The sequence below is a fragment of the Vibrio sp. OPT20 genome (assembly GCF_963889365.1).
GTDB classification, from domain to species: Bacteria; Pseudomonadota; Gammaproteobacteria; order Enterobacterales; family Vibrionaceae; genus Vibrio; species Vibrio splendidus.
The window spans coordinates 519435-536344 of the sequence record NZ_CAWPOA010000031.1 but is presented as its reverse complement, the minus strand read 5'-3'; the positions used below and the strand labels follow the sequence as shown (position 1 = coordinate 536344).

At 44.8% G+C, this 16910-nt stretch carries 18 protein-coding genes; 3 read left to right on the top strand and 15 right to left on the bottom strand.

All coding sequences use genetic code 11. From position 1 onward, the window contains the following. Window positions 1-84: 84 nt before the first annotated feature. The gene (locus tag AACR09_RS03605) at window positions 85-522 is read right to left on the bottom strand and encodes a YcgN family cysteine cluster protein (RefSeq protein ID WP_193836018.1); all 438 of its coding nucleotides are present in this window, start codon (window positions 520-522) and stop codon (window positions 85-87) included. Between the two features lie 159 nt (window positions 523-681). On the opposite strand from AACR09_RS03605, the gene AACR09_RS03600 reads away from it, so the two are divergent. Together AACR09_RS03600 and aqpZ are read left to right on the top strand one after the other, a co-directional pair. Further along, entirely contained in the window at window positions 682-930 is a 249-nt protein-coding gene (locus tag AACR09_RS03600; protein ID WP_004734153.1) for a YkgJ family cysteine cluster protein, read from the top strand. 93 nt (window positions 931-1023) lie between these two features. After that, the gene (gene aqpZ, locus AACR09_RS03595) at window positions 1024-1713 is read left to right on the top strand and encodes an aquaporin Z (RefSeq protein ID WP_151417010.1); all 690 of its coding nucleotides are present in this window, start codon (window positions 1024-1026) and stop codon (window positions 1711-1713) included. Between the two features lie 95 nt (window positions 1714-1808). Here aqpZ and recR read toward each other — a convergent pair whose 3' ends face one another. From recR to AACR09_RS03560, 7 genes are all read right to left on the bottom strand, one after another. Further along, the gene (gene recR / locus AACR09_RS03590; RefSeq protein WP_017111149.1) at window positions 1809-2408 is read right to left on the bottom strand and encodes a recombination mediator RecR; all 600 of its coding nucleotides are present in this window, start codon (window positions 2406-2408) and stop codon (window positions 1809-1811) included. An 80-nt stretch (window positions 2409-2488) separates the two neighbouring features. After that, on the bottom strand, window positions 2489-2818 hold the full coding sequence (locus tag AACR09_RS03585; protein WP_004734156.1) for a YbaB/EbfC family nucleoid-associated protein: 330 nt from the start codon (window positions 2816-2818) through the stop codon (window positions 2489-2491). Window positions 2819-2986: 168 nt separating this feature from the next. Then, the gene (gene dnaX / locus AACR09_RS03580) at window positions 2987-5263 is read right to left on the bottom strand and encodes a DNA polymerase III subunit gamma/tau (protein ID WP_193836017.1); all 2277 of its coding nucleotides are present in this window, start codon (window positions 5261-5263) and stop codon (window positions 2987-2989) included. Window positions 5264-5281: 18 nt separating this feature from the next. Then, entirely contained in the window at window positions 5282-5827 is a 546-nt protein-coding gene (gene apt / locus AACR09_RS03575) for an adenine phosphoribosyltransferase (protein WP_004734171.1), read from the bottom strand. Between the two features lie 161 nt (window positions 5828-5988). Then, on the bottom strand, window positions 5989-6360 hold the full coding sequence (locus AACR09_RS03570) for a YbaN family protein (RefSeq protein ID WP_029406342.1): 372 nt from the start codon (window positions 6358-6360) through the stop codon (window positions 5989-5991). 73 nt (window positions 6361-6433) lie between these two features. Continuing rightward, on the bottom strand, window positions 6434-6571 hold the full coding sequence (locus AACR09_RS03565; protein ID WP_193836016.1) for a hypothetical protein: 138 nt from the start codon (window positions 6569-6571) through the stop codon (window positions 6434-6436). A 148-nt stretch (window positions 6572-6719) separates the two neighbouring features. Next, window positions 6720-7823: a response regulator gene (locus AACR09_RS03560; RefSeq protein ID WP_004734168.1), complete on the bottom strand. Its 1104-nt coding sequence runs from the start codon at window positions 7821-7823 to the stop codon at window positions 6720-6722. 228 nt (window positions 7824-8051) lie between these two features. On the opposite strand from AACR09_RS03560, the gene AACR09_RS03555 reads away from it, so the two are divergent. Next, on the top strand, window positions 8052-8927 hold the full coding sequence (locus tag AACR09_RS03555) for a LysR family transcriptional regulator (RefSeq protein WP_004734167.1): 876 nt from the start codon (window positions 8052-8054) through the stop codon (window positions 8925-8927). A 79-nt stretch (window positions 8928-9006) separates the two neighbouring features. On the opposite strand, the gene purF is transcribed toward AACR09_RS03555, so the two are convergent. From purF to AACR09_RS03520, 7 genes are all read right to left on the bottom strand, one after another. After that, window positions 9007-10521 carry an amidophosphoribosyltransferase gene (gene purF / locus AACR09_RS03550; RefSeq protein ID WP_004734166.1) on the bottom strand — a complete coding sequence of 505 codons (1515 nt, stop codon included), beginning with the start codon at window positions 10519-10521 and terminating at the stop codon, window positions 9007-9009. A 33-nt stretch (window positions 10522-10554) separates the two neighbouring features. Beyond that, window positions 10555-11046 carry a CvpA family protein gene (locus AACR09_RS03545; RefSeq protein WP_004734165.1) on the bottom strand — a complete coding sequence of 164 codons (492 nt, stop codon included), beginning with the start codon at window positions 11044-11046 and terminating at the stop codon, window positions 10555-10557. A 61-nt stretch (window positions 11047-11107) separates the two neighbouring features. Further along, on the bottom strand, window positions 11108-11680 hold the full coding sequence (locus AACR09_RS03540; protein WP_017084069.1) for an SPOR domain-containing protein: 573 nt from the start codon (window positions 11678-11680) through the stop codon (window positions 11108-11110). Next, on the bottom strand, window positions 11681-12943 hold the full coding sequence (gene folC / locus AACR09_RS03535) for a bifunctional tetrahydrofolate synthase/dihydrofolate synthase (RefSeq protein WP_004734163.1): 1263 nt from the start codon (window positions 12941-12943) through the stop codon (window positions 11681-11683). Between the two features lie 42 nt (window positions 12944-12985). Beyond that, window positions 12986-13912, bottom strand: a complete 927-nt coding sequence (gene accD / locus AACR09_RS03530) for an acetyl-CoA carboxylase, carboxyltransferase subunit beta (protein WP_004734162.1) — start codon at window positions 13910-13912, stop codon at window positions 12986-12988. A gap of 176 nt (window positions 13913-14088) precedes the next feature. Beyond that, a complete protein-coding gene (truA, locus tag AACR09_RS03525; protein WP_004734161.1) occupies window positions 14089-14883 on the bottom strand; it encodes a tRNA pseudouridine(38-40) synthase TruA in 795 nt (264 codons plus the stop codon). A 196-nt stretch (window positions 14884-15079) separates the two neighbouring features. Next, window positions 15080-16910 (bottom strand): FimV/HubP family polar landmark protein (locus AACR09_RS03520; RefSeq protein ID WP_322621722.1); only part of this gene is annotated, 1831 nt, incomplete at its 5' end.

Here is a 16910-nt window from a genome sequence, read left to right as displayed (position 1 = left end):
CTAAGTAAGTAAGTGAGTAAGTTTTAAATTTGGGCGACGCCAAATAGCAAAACAGCCGCTCAAGAGCGGCTGTTTTTAGAATAACTAACGGTTTGGGTGATTCAAGATGTGGTCTTCCCAATCGACAACATCGATTTCGTATACCACTTTGTTACGAACACTCTCACCTGCAGCATGCATCTCTGATTTAGAACCCGTAATCAATGGGTGCCACTCAGGAATCGGCTTAGATTCAGATAGAAGACGGTAAGCACAAGTATCAGGTAGCCAATGGAATTCATGAATCTTGTCACGAGTCAGCTTCAAACACTCTTCACCTGAAGTGAAGCGGTTCGGGTAGTCTTTACAAGAACATGTTTTGTCGTTTAACCAGCTGCACGCCACGTTGGTGTAGTAAACTTCATCACTATCTTCATCCATTAGTTTATGCAGGCAACACTTACCACAACCGTCACACAGTGATTCCCACTCGTTCTCGGTCATTTGCTCTAGTGCCTTTTCTTGCCAAAATGGATTCGTCATAGGATTACTTCTTACTCTTTTACTGGGGTGCGTGTTATACCGCTAGCCCATAAAAAGTTCAAGGATAATAATTGTTCATTCTTTGATTCAATCAACAGCTGTCACTCTCATCATTTTTTGCTACTATCGCGCACCCTGTTATTTAGTGAGTTTAATTTGATGGAATGTCGCCTAGGTTGTGGAGCTTGTTGTATCGCTCCAAGTATTACATCTGCTATTCCTGGAATGCCTAATGGTAAGCCTGCTGGCGTACGCTGCATTCAATTAAATGAGCAAGATCTATGCAAATTATTTGGTCAACCTTCACGCCCGAAGGTATGTCACCAGTTCAAAGCCTGCCCTATCATCTGTGGTAAAACAGACCAAGAAGCGCTTGATAACCTTATTGAGCTCGAAGCAATAACCTAACAATACTTTTCTTCTTATATATGCCCAAGATTTCACAACTTTGATAGATCTAAACTATCTTATTGATACTGGTAAAGATTAATAAGGATAGTTATGAATAAGTATATCGCAGAAATGTTCGGTACGTTTTGGTTGGTGTTAGGTGGTTGTGGTAGTGCCGTCTTAGCCGCGGCTTTCCCTGATGTGGGAATTGGTCTACTCGGAGTTTCCCTTGCCTTTGGTTTAACCGTACTCACTATGGCTTTCGCTATTGGTCATATATCCGGTTGCCACCTTAACCCTGCTGTCACCATCGGTCTATGGAGTGGTGGTCGCTTTGATGGCAAGGATGTTGCGCCTTATATTATTGCCCAAGTGATTGGCGGTATTATCGCGGGCGGCGTACTATTTGTGATTGCTTCAGGTCAAGCAGGTTTTGACGTTGTCTCATCAGGCTTTGCTTCGAATGGTTACGGTGAACACTCACCGGGTGGCTATTCGCTAACCGCAGCACTCGTGTGTGAAGTGGTCATGACTATGGTGTTCCTATTCGTGATCATGGGGGCAACCGATTCGAAAGCACCGGCTGGATTTGCACCTATCGCGATTGGTTTTTGTTTAACCTTGATCCACCTTATCAGTATCCCCGTCACTAATACCTCTGTGAACCCTGCTCGAAGTACTGGCGTAGCCGTATTTGTTGGGGACTGGGCTGTTTCGCAATTATGGCTATTCTGGATTGCACCGATTATTGGCGCCGTGATTGGTGCTGCGATTTACAAAGCCGTGCGTGGCTCTGATTAATCGTTTAAAAAGGTTTTAGAGTAGACGCGTTTCAGAATAGAGCTTTATAACAAAAAAGAAAAAGCCGCTTAGTGATGATTCACCAAGCGGCTTTTTTAGATCTTATGACGACCGAGTAAGGAGTGCGAAAGCGTGGTGCCATCCACCAGCTCTAGCTCACCACCGACGGGAACACCATGGGCGATACGGCTAGCGTTCACTTCATGGGCATTACATAGCTCAGCAATGTAATGCGCTGTTGCTTCCCCTTCTACTGTCGGGTTAGTCGCTAGAATTACTTCAGTGATATCACCACGACGTAAACGGTAATCCAATACATCGAGACCGATATCACTTGGACCGATACCATCAAGTGGTGAAAGATGCCCCATAAGCACAAAGTAACGACCTGAATATTGGCCAGTTGCTTCAATGGCTGCAATGTCTGCAGGGCTCTCTACTACACAAATTTGACCGTTATCCTGACGTTTAGGATTGGTACAAATGTGACAAGTATCTTCTTCAGTAAAAGTACGGCACTCATTACAATGACCAATTTCGGTCATTGCTTGGCTAAGAGCTTCAGCCAACTGTAGGCCGCCTTTTCTATCGCGCTGTAACAAATGAAAGGCCATACGCTGCGCCGACTTGGGGCCAACCCCAGGTAGACAACGTAAGGCCTCCATCAAATGCTCCAGCATATGACTGGTACGCATATTTAACCGTTCTAACTTTAAATAACGGCTTATTCAAGAACAAGCCGTTGGAAGAGACAAGTCTCTTATAAATAAGTCGCTTAGAAAGGCATTTTCATACCTGGTGGAAGTTGCATCCCACCAGTTACGCCAGCCATTTTCTCTTTTTGAGTCTCTTCAACACGACGAGCTGCATCGTTGAAAGCGGCTGCGATAAGATCTTCAAGCATCTCTTTATCGTCTTCCATTAGGCTTTCATCGATATCAACGCGACGAACACTGTGACTACCAGTAATCGTAATTTTTACAAGGCCAGCACCTGACTCACCTGTAACTTCCATATTTGCGATTTCTTCTTGAAGCTTTTGCATGCGTTCTTGCATTTGCTGGGCTTGCTTCATCATGTTGCCCATACCGCCTTTACCAAACATGTTATTACTCTCTGGTCTAATTGGTTTATTAAAATCATTTAAGCTACTAAGGGCTTAAATGGGGGTTAAAACACTGTGATTCAACCCCTCGAGTTCAGTTCTCTGATTTGCTTTCCAAGGATGATATGCCCATCACTAAATGAAAGGCATATCGATATTGGAGGAACACTATATTGGACGAACGCTGTCTCGATCCAACTCGGCAGCAAAACGTCTTTCGATAAACTGTACGTTGGCATCGTTTTCCAAACTGGTAAACGCGTCTTTCAACTTGCTTTGATACAATCTTTCTCGCAGTTCTAGCGGCGTTTCTCCACCATCGCCGATTTCCACACTCAAATGACACTCTTCTCCAAGCACAGTATTGAGAGACTGTAATAGCTCACTCTGTGCACGGTCCGTATTCAAGTGAGCCTGGCTCGCCCTTAACGTTAAGGTGATTGATGTGTCAATCTTAGTAAATACTGAGTTCAATGCTAACTGTTCAACAAGCTTGGCTGTCTCTAGCTTTTGAATCGTGGCGGACCATTCATCTTGAACAATCGACTCTTGAAGCAATTTATCGACCATTTCTGGTGTCTTAATATGCTCTAACGCACGCTTGATCTGAGTAGGTGTAAGCTCTTTGCTCACCTCTTTCACTACAGGTTTAGACGGTTTCCAGCGATAAGGTTCATTATCGTTGGTCACATTTTCTGTCGAAGAGGCGGTTAAAGAAGCTGGCGACACCCGCTCAGAACCACCGTGTTGCTGAGCAACTCGGTCAAGAACTGAAGTTTTAGCTGGTGTCGCTTTAGCCTTTTTTGGCGCCGAACCTTTGTTTTCTGTTGCTGCACCACCTCTACGTTGAGAACGCAATTGGTGACGTAAACCACTCACAGGCGAAGTTGCACGCGCTGGTTGCTCTTGCGAAGCAGAAGGAACAGGTGGAACAGAAGGTGCAACGGGAGCAACATTTGGCTGCTCTTGATTCTGATAATTAGCTTGCTGAGTCATGGGACTCATCGGCTGCTCTGTGCCGTAGCTTGGACGCTCATCATAAGCAGGTGGCGCGTCATACTGACTGTGCGGGTAATCCTGTTCTGGATAACCTTGGTTGCCTGAATGATCAGCGTAACCTTGCGAATCTGAATATTGGTTCTGATTCTGCGGCGGCGGCTTCTGCACAGGCTGCTGCTGAACAGGAGCTTGCTGAGGCACTTGAGGCTGTGAAACCGCTAGAGCCTGAGCTGACGGTCTCGGAGCGGCCATTGGCGCAGCTTGACTCACTGGCTGAGCAACATTCTGAACCTGGTTCTGAGCTGCAGGAGCAGGCGCTGGGCTAGTCGACTCAGTCGAGATAGCCGTAGCAACAGTTTGCTCAGCAGGTCTGAATGCCAACATACGCAGAACCACCATCTCAATACCAACACGAGCGGTTGGCGATAATGGCAAGTCTTGACGCCCTTTCAGCACTATCTGGTAGTAGAGTTGGATGTCTTGCGGGCTTAACGCTTTGCTCAGCAGTTCTAGCCTTTCAGCATCAGGCTGAGCCTTGTCTAAAGTAGACGGCAGAGCTTGATACATTGCCAAACGGTGTAATTGAGCCGCAAGTTGACTCAACAATCCATCCCACTCAACGCCATTTTCAGCAAGAGCTTGAATGCAAGCCATCGTTAATTGTGGTTGTTTACTGCTAATCGCTTCAAGTAGGTGAATCGCTTGGTCTGTATCCAGCGTACCAAGCATGTGAGCAACAGTGCCTGTCACTACATTGCCATTACCTAATGCGATAGCTTGGTCTGTTAGGCTAAGAGCGTCACGCATACTGCCATCAGCGGCATGAGCAATCATTCCAAGCGCACGAGGTTCAGACGTCACATTTTCTTGTTCAAGAATATGATCGAGTTGCTCGTGGATATTATCAACGCTAATCGGCTTAAGGTGGAATTGCAGACAACGCGACAATATCGTCACAGGAAGCTTTTGCGGATCCGTCGTTGCGAGCAAGAACTTCACATACTCAGGCGGCTCTTCTAAGGTCTTTAGAAGCGCGTTAAAGCTGTGCCTAGACAGCATGTGTACTTCATCGATTAGGTAAACCTTGAAGCGACCACGTGCAGGCTTGTACTGAACATTGTCCAGAAGCTCGCGGGTATCTTCTACCTTAGTACGTGAGGCAGCATCGATCTCGAGCAGGTCAACAAAACGACCTTCATCGATCTCTTTGCAGGTTGCACACTCACCACAAGGGGTTGAAGTAATGCCTGTTTCACAGTTGAGTCCCTTCGCAAACAAACGGCCGATGGTCGTTTTACCGACACCTCGTGTACCGCTGAATAGGTAAGCGTGATGCAACCTATTTTGGCTAAGGGCATTCTCTAATGCTGTTAAAACATGGGCTTGACCAACCACTTCTTTGAATTTGGTTGGTCGCCATTTTCGCGCTAACGCAAGATAGCTCATGAATAATTCCGAAAAGGATTAGTGACCGTCGAATTCGCAGATGCTAAACACTTCTAGACCTAAGCCTTGTAAGCGCTTGTCACCACCGATTTCTGGAAGGTTAATAACAAATGCAGCGTGTTCTACCACACCACCAAGCTGACGAATCAGCTTTGTTGTCGCTTCAATCGTACCGCCTGTTGCTAGCAAGTCATCAACCATCAGCACTTTATCGCCTTCAACGATAGCATCGGTATGGATTTCTAGCGTATCAGTGCCGTACTCAAGCTCATAAGATTGTGCCACAGTTTGACGAGGCAACTTGCCCGGTTTACGAACGGGGATGAAGCCGACACCTAGCTCAAGAGCAAGAGGCGCACCAAATAGGAAACCACGAGCTTCAGTACCAACGATCTTAGTAAAGCCCATGCCCTTGTATGTGTCTACTAACAGGTCGATTGTCGCTTTGTACGCGGCAGGATCTTCCATCAAGCTTGTTACGTCACGGAACAAAATACCCGCTTTAGGGTAATCAGGAATGCTTTTGATGCTTGCTTTGATCAGAGAGATTTTTTCTGTGTTCATAATCTTATGCACTTCATTAGGCCGCTTTCCAAACTCTCGTTAACGAATCAAACATCAACGCTCGGAATTAAGGAAAGGTACGATTGGTATTCATTGCAACGAGAGTCATAACTCTGATTGCTGAAATAATAAACGCCCGCTATACAAGCAGGCACACTGGCTTAATGGTAGTGATTTTCTTTGCTGTCAGCAACCAACTCATGGGTTGGAAGTCGCATAAACCATGTGAGAAGAATAACAAGTACACAAATTAGGAAAACCTTGACCCAAATGATCGGGGCAAAGTAGATCGATAACGCAAAACTCAACAAGATAAAGAACACGCCACGCGTTTTAACTTGTTTGGTCACAGCACCGTGTTGATACCAATTGTTCAATAACGGACCGAGCGTTTTATGCTCATGCATCCATTGGTGAACTTTGGGGTTGCTTCGCATGAAACATGCACTGGCAAGAAGGAGAAAAGGCGTGGTTGGCAGAACGGGTAAAACGATCCCTAGAACTGCAAGAATGATACAAAGGCCACCAGCAATATTGAGGCTTAAAACTCGAACGCTAATTGTGGCCTCCTTGAGTTAGCTATCACCATCGGCGACGATAGCTTAACTAGAATGCTGCGTAACCATTGAATACTCGGATCAACGTTAGGGTTGCTGGTAGTAATGGAATCGCTAAAAATGCGGCTAAAAATCCTAAAAAATAGAATACATTAAACGGGTCTTGAAAGTCTTTGTTATCTGCCATGATTGCTTCTTGTTTTTGTTAGTAAAGGTAAGTACCTGGCGAACCAAACCCGCTTTGCTAAATCGACATTTAACAAAAAAGGCATAGCCACACCATTTGCGCAACTATACCTTAATCAATTATTCACAAAAACCGAGGAAATATAGGGTTAATCAGTGGACCCTTGGTGTATGTCTAAACTAAAGCTGGCCGATCCAAGCAGGCTCAATGATAACTGGCAGCCTTGTTCAATCGGAAGATCCCGCGTAATGAAGTTCTTCTTACAGTTCTCACCCAAGCGCTCGCCCGCCGCAATATGTTGATTCAATTCGCCATTTGACCATTGTCCATCTAAACCCGCAGGTAAAATAGAGATAGTTCCCACAGCAAGATCAGCAACACCAAACAAAGCATTCACAGGGGTTGAACATTTAGAGCAACGAATCCCCTTCTCCAAAATTTCCGCAATATCTTTGAGATCAACGTTAAAATCTTTTCTATTTCTGATGTAATCGTGGAATAACGCTCTCACCAACAATGTGGCCGCTGAGCCGCCGTTATCAGAAGACGACGAATCGACGAGGTAGAAAGCAAACTGCCCGTTCATCATCCACGCATAATCAAACACAAGCGGCATCATTTCTGTTGATTGCAGTAAACGGTAACTGCAACGCCATGAGCCTTGTCGTGTGTCTTTCTCTGGAAGCAGCGCGTGCAATAAGTCTCTTGCAGCACTCGGGTTATCTTGCAGGTAGTTTAGATGCCAATGCAACTCTTGGTCTTCAGGAATCTCGCCACCGTCATCAACGCAGAACCATTGGCTTGAAAAATCTCGTTGATCTGAAATGTTATCGAACGAATCTGTCAATGTATTCGCAATCGCACTTCCTAAGTGACCGTGATCCTCTAGAGGTTTCGCTAAAAAGTCTTTGATACCAAATCGTAATGCTTTCGCCACATCAGACATATCATCAGTGCCAGACACAACGATCATAGGCAGTGACGGATACTCTAAACTGAGCTCTTCTACAAGCTCAATGCCATCCAGTATCGGCATTGATAAGTCACACACAATTAAATCTGGCGCTGAGTCTCTAAGCTTTTGCAGAGCGTCCAGCCCATTTTCAGCCTCAACCACTTTATAACCAATCTTGTCTAAGTACGCGCTGGTTATCCGGCGAAAAATAGGATCATCATCAACCAACATAACGCATTTTTGATTGAGAACTTCCTGAGCCGAGGTCATAACTGGCTGACTGTGAGTTTTGTACATAATCTCTAACCTCACAAAACTAAGTCGAATTATTATTGTTATCTGTTCTAAGAACTAATATAAAACTTAGTAATAAAATACTAAATACACAAATGTTCACTCTTTACTGGTAATTCGTGACAAGGGTTGGAATACTGGTAAATAGTGCAACGAGTTGACGTAACGCAAACATTGATCTCAATATTACGTATAAATTAGATGAGATTGTAAACAAATGTGTCTGGATTTATGAAATTAGATGATTTAAACCTCTTTCGACTTGTCGTTGAAAATGGGAGCTACACCGCAACATCGCGCAAGACTATGATTCCGGTTGCGACCATTACACGACGCATCCAAGCCCTAGAAGACTCTTTGAACCTAAGGCTTCTCAATAGACACGCGCGTAAACTCTCTTTAACAGAGGCTGGCGAACGTTTTTTCAATGAATGCTCACCGTTACTACAACGTCTATCTTCTACTGCAGAAGAACTCACTGACGTGTGTAAGGGTGCTTCAGGGAAGATTCGCATTACCGCCCCCTCAAACCTGACCAAGCGCATGATGATGCCGATGTTCAGTGAATTCATGACTCAATACCCTGATATCAATATTGAGCTGATGATGAACAACCAAGCTGATCAGCTTGATCCAACTGAGTGGGACGTCATTTTCAGAGTCGGCCCGCAGCGTGATTCAAGCTTAATCGCAAGAAAGATCAGTGAAGTGAAGGATATTCTTATCGCGAGTCCTGACTACTTAGCGAAGAACCCGGCACCAAGTCATGCAGAAGAGCTCGCAAATCATTCGCTACTTAAAGGCTATCCGCTGATTAAGTGGCAGCTGAGTAATTCGAATGAAGAGACGGTCGTGAATAGCGAGAAAGGTCGTTTCAACGCGAATGCGCTTAATGTCGTAAGACAAGCCTGTTCAGAAGGCCTAGGTATCACCCTAATGCCTGACGTGATGATCCGTGAATACATTGAAGATGGCAGCTTAGTGCAAGTCTTAGAAGACTGGAGTGCTAACCCTCGTGATATTTACATGCTTTATAACCACAAAGACCACCTGCCAGAGAAGGTTAGATTGTTTATCGATTTTGTGATCGCATACCACATTCACTAAGATTCAATCCCCTTCCCCCGCAAACAAAAAAACCAGAGCCGATGCTCTGGTTTTTTATTACTCATTTTTTATGAGTACGCTAAGCGCCTTCGTTATGTAACTCTAGGTTCGCGAGATCTTGTTGGATCTCACGCTCAACCTTTGAATCGTCATTACGTAAAGAGTCTAGGAAATCAAGGTACGCTTGGTCGATATCGCCCGTTACATACTCGCCGTTGAATACGGATGTATCAAAACGAGAGATGTCTTGATTACCCATACCTACTGCAGAGATTAAGTCTGGTAGCGTTTGGAAAATCAAAGCGTCTGCGCCGATCTGCTTACAAATCGTTTCGTTATCACGGCCATGAGCAATAAGCTCCGTCGCGCTCGGCATATCGATGCCGTAAACGTTCGGGAAACGAACCTCAGGAGCAGCAGAAACCATGAAGACTTTGCTTGCGCCAGAATCACGAGCCATCTCAATGATCTGCTCTGATGTCGTGCCACGAACAATAGAATCATCAACCAATAGAACGTTCTTACCTTTAAACTCAGAACGAATTGCGTTGAGCTTACGGCGAACCGACTTCTTACGCTGTTGCTGACCAGGCATGATAAACGTGCGGCCAACATAGCGGTTTTTCACGAAACCTTGACGATATGGCTTATTGATCGCTTGAGCAATTCGTAGAGCAATATCATTCGATGTTTCAGGGATTGGAATTACCACGTCAATGTCTAAGTCTGCGTACTCTTCTTTAATACGCTTGCCTAACATCTCACCCATCTCAACGCGTGCGCTGTAAACCGAAATTTTATCAATGAATGAATCAGGACGAGCAAAATAAACAAACTCGAAAATACATGGATTTAACTGTGGGTTATCTGCGCATTGTTTAGTGAATAGCTCACCATTGAATGTTGCGTAGATAGCTTCACCAGGGGCAACATCGCGCATAAAATCAAAACCAACAGCGTCTAACGCTACCGATTCAGATGCAACCATGTACTCTGTTTTACCGTTAATTTCACGCTTACCAAGACACAGTGGACGAATACCATGTGGGTCACGGAATGCGATCATACCGTGGCCGATGATCATCGCTGTCACTGCGTAAGCACCACGAATAGTACGGTGCACGTTTGCAACGGCGCGGAACACATCTTCTGAAGTCACATTACCTTTAACAGTATCGATTTCATGAGCCAATACGTTCAGCAGAACTTCAGAATCAGAGGTTGTGTTGACATGACGACGGTCTTTTTCGAACAACTTCTCACGAACTTCACTTGCATTCGTTAGGTTGCCGTTGTGCGCCAACGTGATACCAAAAGGAGAGTTTACGTAGAAAGGCTGCGCTTCAGAAGCACTCGAGCTTCCCGCTGTAGGATAACGAACATGACCTATACCCACGTTACCTTGGAGGCGTTGCATGTGTTTTGCTTCAAAAACATCTTTAACTAAACCGTTCGCCTTACGCAGACGGAAACGATTGCTTTCTATGGTACAAATACCAGCGGCATCTTGGCCACGATGCTGCAATACCGTTAAAGCGTCATAAATAGACTGGTTTACAGGTGTTGAACCCACGATTCCAACAATACCACACATGTCCTAATCCTCGATTTTCGACATTAACTGGCGCTAAAGCGCGCCAGATAAGAAACTAGATGTTGCTTGTAAATGCTCAAAGAACGGCGCAATGATTCGGCTAAACTCCGGAACCAACTGCGAATTCTCCCACCACTCAGAACTTGGGAATGCAGTAAACGCATCCATGAAAAACAACACTGCAGAGACAATCAGAACACCACGTAAACCGCCAAAGACGACACCGAGGATTCTGTCTGTACCCGACAGGCCTGTTTTCTGAACTAGCTGACCGATGACATAGTTAACTAAGGCACCGACAACTAACGTTGCAACAAATAATGCTGCTATCGCAGTTCCGTTTCGAAACATCTCATCTTCGATATTGGTGAAGTACATGGCTAATTTAGCGTAGTACTGGCTAGCAATAAAAAATGCTCCAAACCAAATAACAAGTGATAACGCTTCTTTAGCGAAACCGCGAACTAAACTGATCACGGCAGAGAAGCCGATCACGCCTAAAATGACAAAATCTAACCAATTCATGAATTCTTCATCTTAAGTTGGCGCGCATTTTAACAGAAAAAATGCTGACGCAAACGTTTTCTTATGGATTTAACGGTTTAAATTTGAGCAACTGGCCTTTTGAACCCGTAATTTTTTCTAATTCCTTAATTTGTCGCTCAAGTTTGGATTTAGAGACATCCGGGCCAATAATTACTCGCGTAAACGTTTTTTCTTGCTTGGTGTGAGCCTGGTAACCACGCTTTTGCAGATCCTTAACAACGTTTTTTGCGTTGTCAGCATTCTTCAAAGCCATCAATTGAATAATCCAAGCACTGTCTTGGTATTCATTTTTTTCCGGTACTGGCTTAACCACGACTGCCACTTTATCCGCTTCTTTGTTACTGGAAGCCGACGCAGTTTGCTTATCTGAATTATCAACACCACTTTCAACCACTCGCTCAACCGGAGAATCCGGCAGTGCAATCTGATCTTCAACAGGGTCGAGTACTTCAAAAACTTCTACATTACTATCAAGCTCTGGCTTAATCGGAATGCTTGCAAACTCTTCTTTATAGTGGAGCTTCTTACCATCCAGCACATCGGGCAATACAATCACACCAATGGCCACTAAAATGATGGTACCGACTAATCGGCTTTGGAATTTACTTGCCATTTAGTTTCCTTTTTTCTGCCAATGCTCCAATACTTCACCCACAGTATGGAAAGAACCGACCACCAGTACAACATCGTCACCTTTAACAGAAGCTAAAGCCGCTTCAAACGCTGCTACAGGGTTTGAATGCTGCTCTACGCCTTGAGGTAGGCTTTGACACAATTCAGCAGCTGTTGCGGCTCGTGGGCCGTTCAGCGAAGCTGGGTACCAATGTGTTGTGATTGGTGCTAATACTTCCAATGTCGCAGGGATATCTTTGTCATGAAGCATGGCGACTACAACGTGTAAATTTTTGCCTGCATACTTCTTCGTTACTTGCTGCGCAAAGTATTCAGCCGAATGCGGGTTGTGCGCAACATCAAGCACAATCACGGGTTGTTCGCTAATTTTCTGCATACGCCCAGGTAGCTGTGCGTTCTTCATGCCATTAACGATGTTCACATCGCTAATGCTAAGTTCTGAAGTACCTAATGCCATCAATGCTGTTGCTGCGTTAGGTAGCGGCAGACTTGGAATAGGCAGTGATTCTAGTTGGAATGCACCACTGCGCCAGTTCCAAGTATCGCCGTCTACATCATAGGTGTATTGAATACCCACCTGATAGAACTCAGCCTTAATGTCATCAGCGTGAGCAGCAACCGTAGCTGGTGGTTTAGGTTGACCACAGATAGCTGGCTTACCGCTACGATAAATACCGGCTTTCTCAAAACCAATCACATTGATGTCATCACCTAGCCAATCAACATGGTCGACAGCCAAACTGGTAATCACAGAAACATCATGCTCAACGATATTCGTCGCATCTAGGCGTCCACCTAGACCCACTTCTAATAACACAACATCAACCGCTTCAGTTTGAAAAGCACGTAACGCCGCTAAAGTCCCATATTCGAAAAAGCTCAGGCTGATCTCGCCGCGCTCTTTCTCAATGAAATTGAAAGACTGAACCATCTTTTCATCGGATAGATCTTGGCCGTTAATACGAACACGTTCGTTATAGCGAATTAAGTGAGGAGAACTGTAGACACCAACTGAGTAACCAGCATCCAACAGAATAGCTTCCATTAGTGCACATGTTGAGCCTTTGCCATTAGTTCCGGCAACAGTAATAACGTGTTGAGCAGGTTTGGTGAGGTTTGCCTTAGAGGCGACGGCCTGAACTCGGTCTAATCCAAGATCAATAGCGCTTGTGTGGATGTTTGATAAATAATCAAGCCACATCTCCAAAGAGGATGTGGCTTGAGGAATAGGTTGTTGACTCATCTAACTCATAACCATGATTAAGTAGGTTTGTTAGAAGGTACTTTACCCTTTTTCTGGCGCTTCTGGTACTTCATAAGTAGCTTCATTCGGTGAATCGTTCACAGAAACTACTAATGGTGAAGGCTGGTTGGTCATTTTAGCAACAAGGCTTGCAACGCGCTGACGCATCTCACGACGGTCAACGATCATGTCGATAGCGCCGTGGTCTAGTAGGAACTCACTGCGTTGGAAACCTTCAGGAAGGTCTTCACGTACAGTTTGTTCGATTACACGACGTCCAGCAAAACCGATAAGCGCTTTTGGCTCACCGATGTTGATATCACCAAGCATTGCCAAACTCGCAGAAACACCACCCATTGTTGGATCAGTCATTACTGAAACAAACGGTAGGCCTTTCGCAGATAAACGCTCTAGAGCAGCACTGGTTTTTGCCATTTGCATTAGAGACATCAATGCCTCTTGCATACGAGCACCACCACTTGCAGAGAAACAAACTAAACCACAGTTGTTCTCAATAGCCGCATCTACCGCTTTCACAAAACGAGCACCAACAACAGAGCCCATTGAACCACCCATAAATGAGAATTCAAAAGCACACGCTACGATTGGTAAACCTAGTAGTTCACCTTTCATTGCGATCAGCGCGTCAGTTTCACCACTGTTCTTTTGAGCAGTAGAGATACGTTCTTTGTAGCGCTTAGAGTCTTTAAACTTCAGTTTGTCTTGTGGCTCAAGATCAGCACCTAGTTCAACGCGCTCACCTTTATCTAGGAATGTATCCAGACGGCGACGTGCCTTCATGCGCATGTGATGATCACATTTTGGACACACTTCTAGGTTACGCTCTAGTTCAGCATGGTAAAGAACCTGCTCACAAGAAGTACATTTAGTCCAAACACCCTCAGGGATAGACGCTTTACGAGATGTTACGATGTTGCTTTTTTCTAAAATCTTTTCAAGCCAACTCATGGAAGACCTTTTTGTTTCGATTCTTACGCTTGATTGCGAAAGAAATAAATTTGGGAATTATGCGTGGGAATTAAAGCACATAAAACAGCGACTGTAGATAAAAAACTGGTTGTACCTATTTTCTGGCACTATTTTACGCACGAAACCGTAATATTTTTTGAACCTAAGTCTCACATTTAGTTCAAATTATCCGGTAAAAACAGAGGTCCAATTGGCTCTCGTGGTAACTCAAAATGTTCAGGATAATCAACATCTACCAGATACAAGCCTTCCGCTTTGGCGGTTGCGCCAGCCACTTTTCGATCTTTAGCCTCTAAAAGCCACTGGATCCACTCTGGTTTTTGCTCACCTTTACCTACTGCAATTAGGCTACCCGTAATATTCCTCACCATGTGGTGAACAAACGCATTCGCTTTAATATCGATCACTATGTAGTGTCCATGACGAGTCACGTTTAAGTGAATCATGTTTCTCCATGGACTACGAGATTGACAATGTGTCGCTCTGAATGAAGTGAAGTCGTTCTCGCCTAACAAGTACTGACCCGCTTCATGCATCTTTTTTTCATCAAGGTGACCATGGTAATGGCTCACGCCTGAATTCAGAATGCCAGGACGTAGTGCATGATTAAAGATAATGTAGCGATAACGGCGAGCAGTTGCAGAAAAACGAGCGTGGAAATCCTCATTCACTTCTGTCGCCCAACGAACCGCAATATCTTTTGGCATGTTGGCATTCGCGCCCATTGTCCATGCCACCATTTTACGATCAACATTAGTTTCAAAGTGAACGACTTGTCCCGTACCGTGAACACCGGCATCTGTACGACCTGCGCACATAACCTCTACAGGATGATTCGCGACAACTGAAAGAGCCTTTTCCAATTCTTCTTGGACACTTTTCACGTCTCGTTGGCGCTGCCAACCAAAGTAGTGGGTACCGTTATATTCAATACCTAAAGCAATTTTCATGTTCTTGTTCTCTTTGAAAATGGGCAAGAAGTATATACGGAAATGAGTGCTAGCCCAAATAGGATGGGGCTAAAACTGCAATAAACAATCACTACCGCCCTAGACGGTGGTTTTAAGAAGCCAAATAAAACAAAGGCGCTTGGGCTCACCCAAAAATAAAGGGTAGCCAACGCTACCCTTTATGATTTTTTTAAATTTATCGACCGTTTAAGGTATCGATAAGATTCTTTGCCTCTCGACGAATATCATCGCTCCCGTCAACTATCGCCTCTTCTAGAAGCTTAATTGCACCTTGCGAATCACTCATCTCGATATAGATTTTAGCCAAATCGAGCTTGCCAGCAGCTTCTGCATTGTTGTCGACATCATAGTTGCCGATATCACCGATAACATCAGGGAATTCATTGAGACCAACATCCAGCTTCAACTCTTCATCATCTGGATTTATGGCTTCTTCGCCTTCTTGCTCTACTTGAGCCATCAGTTCGTCAATCGTCATGTATTGCTTATCACGACTGTTACCCGACTCTGTTAGATTATCTTGTTGACCCCAATTCTCTTCTTTAATTTTAGGTTCAGCTTGTTTTTCAGCCGATGCCCAAATCTCTTGTTGATCGTCAGGAACACCATTGTGCATGCTTGATTGCTGCTCTGGAGCTAAGTTAAAGCCTTTCCAATCTTCACCGCCAACTTCAAGCATCGCATCGATATCGAGCCCTGCACTGTCAATCGACGTTGCATCTAATGGCTTCTCAAACATATTGTCGACTGAGTCTTGTACATCTTCTGAAAGCAACTCAGCCAATGCTGTTTCATCAAAATCGTCAAAGCCTTCTAGTGGTTCGTCTTGAAGCGCTGTAGGTGCTGAGTTTGATTCTAAAGGCGTTGAATTTAATCCTGAAGATGAACTCGGTGAATCATCTGGTTGTGCGAACGCTGCCAGTTCAGGTTCTTCTGCATCTGAGAACCCTGCTTCGTCCGAGAAACCCTCTGTATCGGAGAAGTCGTCAGCGTGACTAAAGCTTTGCGGGTTTGAGAACAAATCATGCAACGCATCTTGCTCTTCACCTTGAGGACTAAAAGAAGTCAGTGGTGTCGGCTTCTCTGCAAATGCATCTGAGATGGCTTCGTCTTCACCGTATTCAGGCAAATCAAGCTCATCGAACTCGACGCCTTCTTCTTCCGCTACTGGCTCTGCGCTGCTTTGCTCAATATCATCTAAAACAGAGTCTGCTTTTGCGCTTTCTTCGTCATATTCAGGAAGGTCAAGATCATCGAACTCAAACTTTTCTGCCTCAGGAGCGAGATCTTGCTCTAACTGAGCTTCATCAGGCTCACTAACGACTTCCGCCAATGCATCTTCTTCACCAAACTCTGGCAATTCGAAGTCATCAAACGAGAATTCGTCTTCTTGCCCTTGAACTTCAGCTTGTTCCGTAGCTTCAATTTTCGGTGCCGTTTCTGCTTGAGGTTCAGCGTCTAGTTGAGGTTCAACAGCAGGAGTAACTGGTTCTGGTATTACTTCTACATCAGCTTCAGCATCGGCTTCTGCCAATGCGTCTTCTTCATTAAACTCAGGAAGTTCGAAGTCATCAAACGAGAACTCTTCTTCGCTGTCTTGTCCTAGAACTTCAGCTTGTTCCGTAGCGTCAACTTGCGGTGCCGTTTCTGCTTGAGGTTCAGCGTCTAATTGAGGTTCAACAGCAGGAGTAACTGGTTCTGGTATTACTTCTACATCAGCTTCAACATCTGCTTCTGCCAACGCGTCTTCTTCATTAAACTCAGGAAGTTCGAAGTCATCAAACGAGAACTCTTCTTCGCTGTCTTGTCCTGGAACTTCAGCTTGTTCCGTAGCGTCAACTTGCGGTTCCGTTTCTGCTTGAGGCTCAGCGTCTAGTTGAGAATCAACAGCAGGAGCAACTGGTTCTGGTATTACTTCAACATCAGCTTCAGCGTCCGCCAACGCATCTTTTTTAGCTGTATCGTCTCCAATCAGCCAATCATTGTCTTCTGGTACACCGAACTCA

Coding starts and splice junctions, on each gene's coding strand:
- AACR09_RS03600 (WP_004734153.1), top strand. CDS start 682: ATGGAATGTCGCCTAGGTTGTGGAGCTTGTTGTATCGCTCCAAGTATT.
- aqpZ (WP_151417010.1), top strand. CDS start 1,024: ATGAATAAGTATATCGCAGAAATGTTCGGTACGTTTTGGTTGGTGTTA.
- AACR09_RS03565 (WP_193836016.1), bottom strand. CDS start 6,571: ATGGCAGATAACAAAGACTTTCAAGACCCGTTTAATGTATTCTATTTT.
- AACR09_RS03560 (WP_004734168.1), bottom strand. CDS start 7,823: ATGTACAAAACTCACAGTCAGCCAGTTATGACCTCGGCTCAGGAAGTT.
- AACR09_RS03545 (WP_004734165.1), bottom strand. CDS start 11,046: ATGAATTGGTTAGATTTTGTCATTTTAGGCGTGATCGGCTTCTCTGCC.
- AACR09_RS03555 (WP_004734167.1), top strand. CDS start 8,052: ATGAAATTAGATGATTTAAACCTCTTTCGACTTGTCGTTGAAAATGGG.
- AACR09_RS03540 (WP_017084069.1), bottom strand. CDS start 11,680: ATGGCAAGTAAATTCCAAAGCCGATTAGTCGGTACCATCATTTTAGTG.
- purF (WP_004734166.1), bottom strand. CDS start 10,521: ATGTGTGGTATTGTTGGAATCGTGGGTTCAACACCTGTAAACCAGTCT.
- folC (WP_004734163.1), bottom strand. CDS start 12,943: ATGAGTCAACAACCTATTCCTCAAGCCACATCCTCTTTGGAGATGTGG.
- apt (WP_004734171.1), bottom strand. CDS start 5,827: ATGAACACAGAAAAAATCTCTCTGATCAAAGCAAGCATCAAAAGCATT.
- dnaX (WP_193836017.1), bottom strand. CDS start 5,263: ATGAGCTATCTTGCGTTAGCGCGAAAATGGCGACCAACCAAATTCAAA.
- truA (WP_004734161.1), bottom strand. CDS start 14,883: ATGAAAATTGCTTTAGGTATTGAATATAACGGTACCCACTACTTTGGT.
- recR (WP_017111149.1), bottom strand. CDS start 2,408: ATGCGTACCAGTCATATGCTGGAGCATTTGATGGAGGCCTTACGTTGT.
- accD (WP_004734162.1), bottom strand. CDS start 13,912: ATGAGTTGGCTTGAAAAGATTTTAGAAAAAAGCAACATCGTAACATCT.
- AACR09_RS03605 (WP_193836018.1), bottom strand. CDS start 522: ATGACGAATCCATTTTGGCAAGAAAAGGCACTAGAGCAAATGACCGAG.
- AACR09_RS03585 (WP_004734156.1), bottom strand. CDS start 2,818: ATGTTTGGTAAAGGCGGTATGGGCAACATGATGAAGCAAGCCCAGCAA.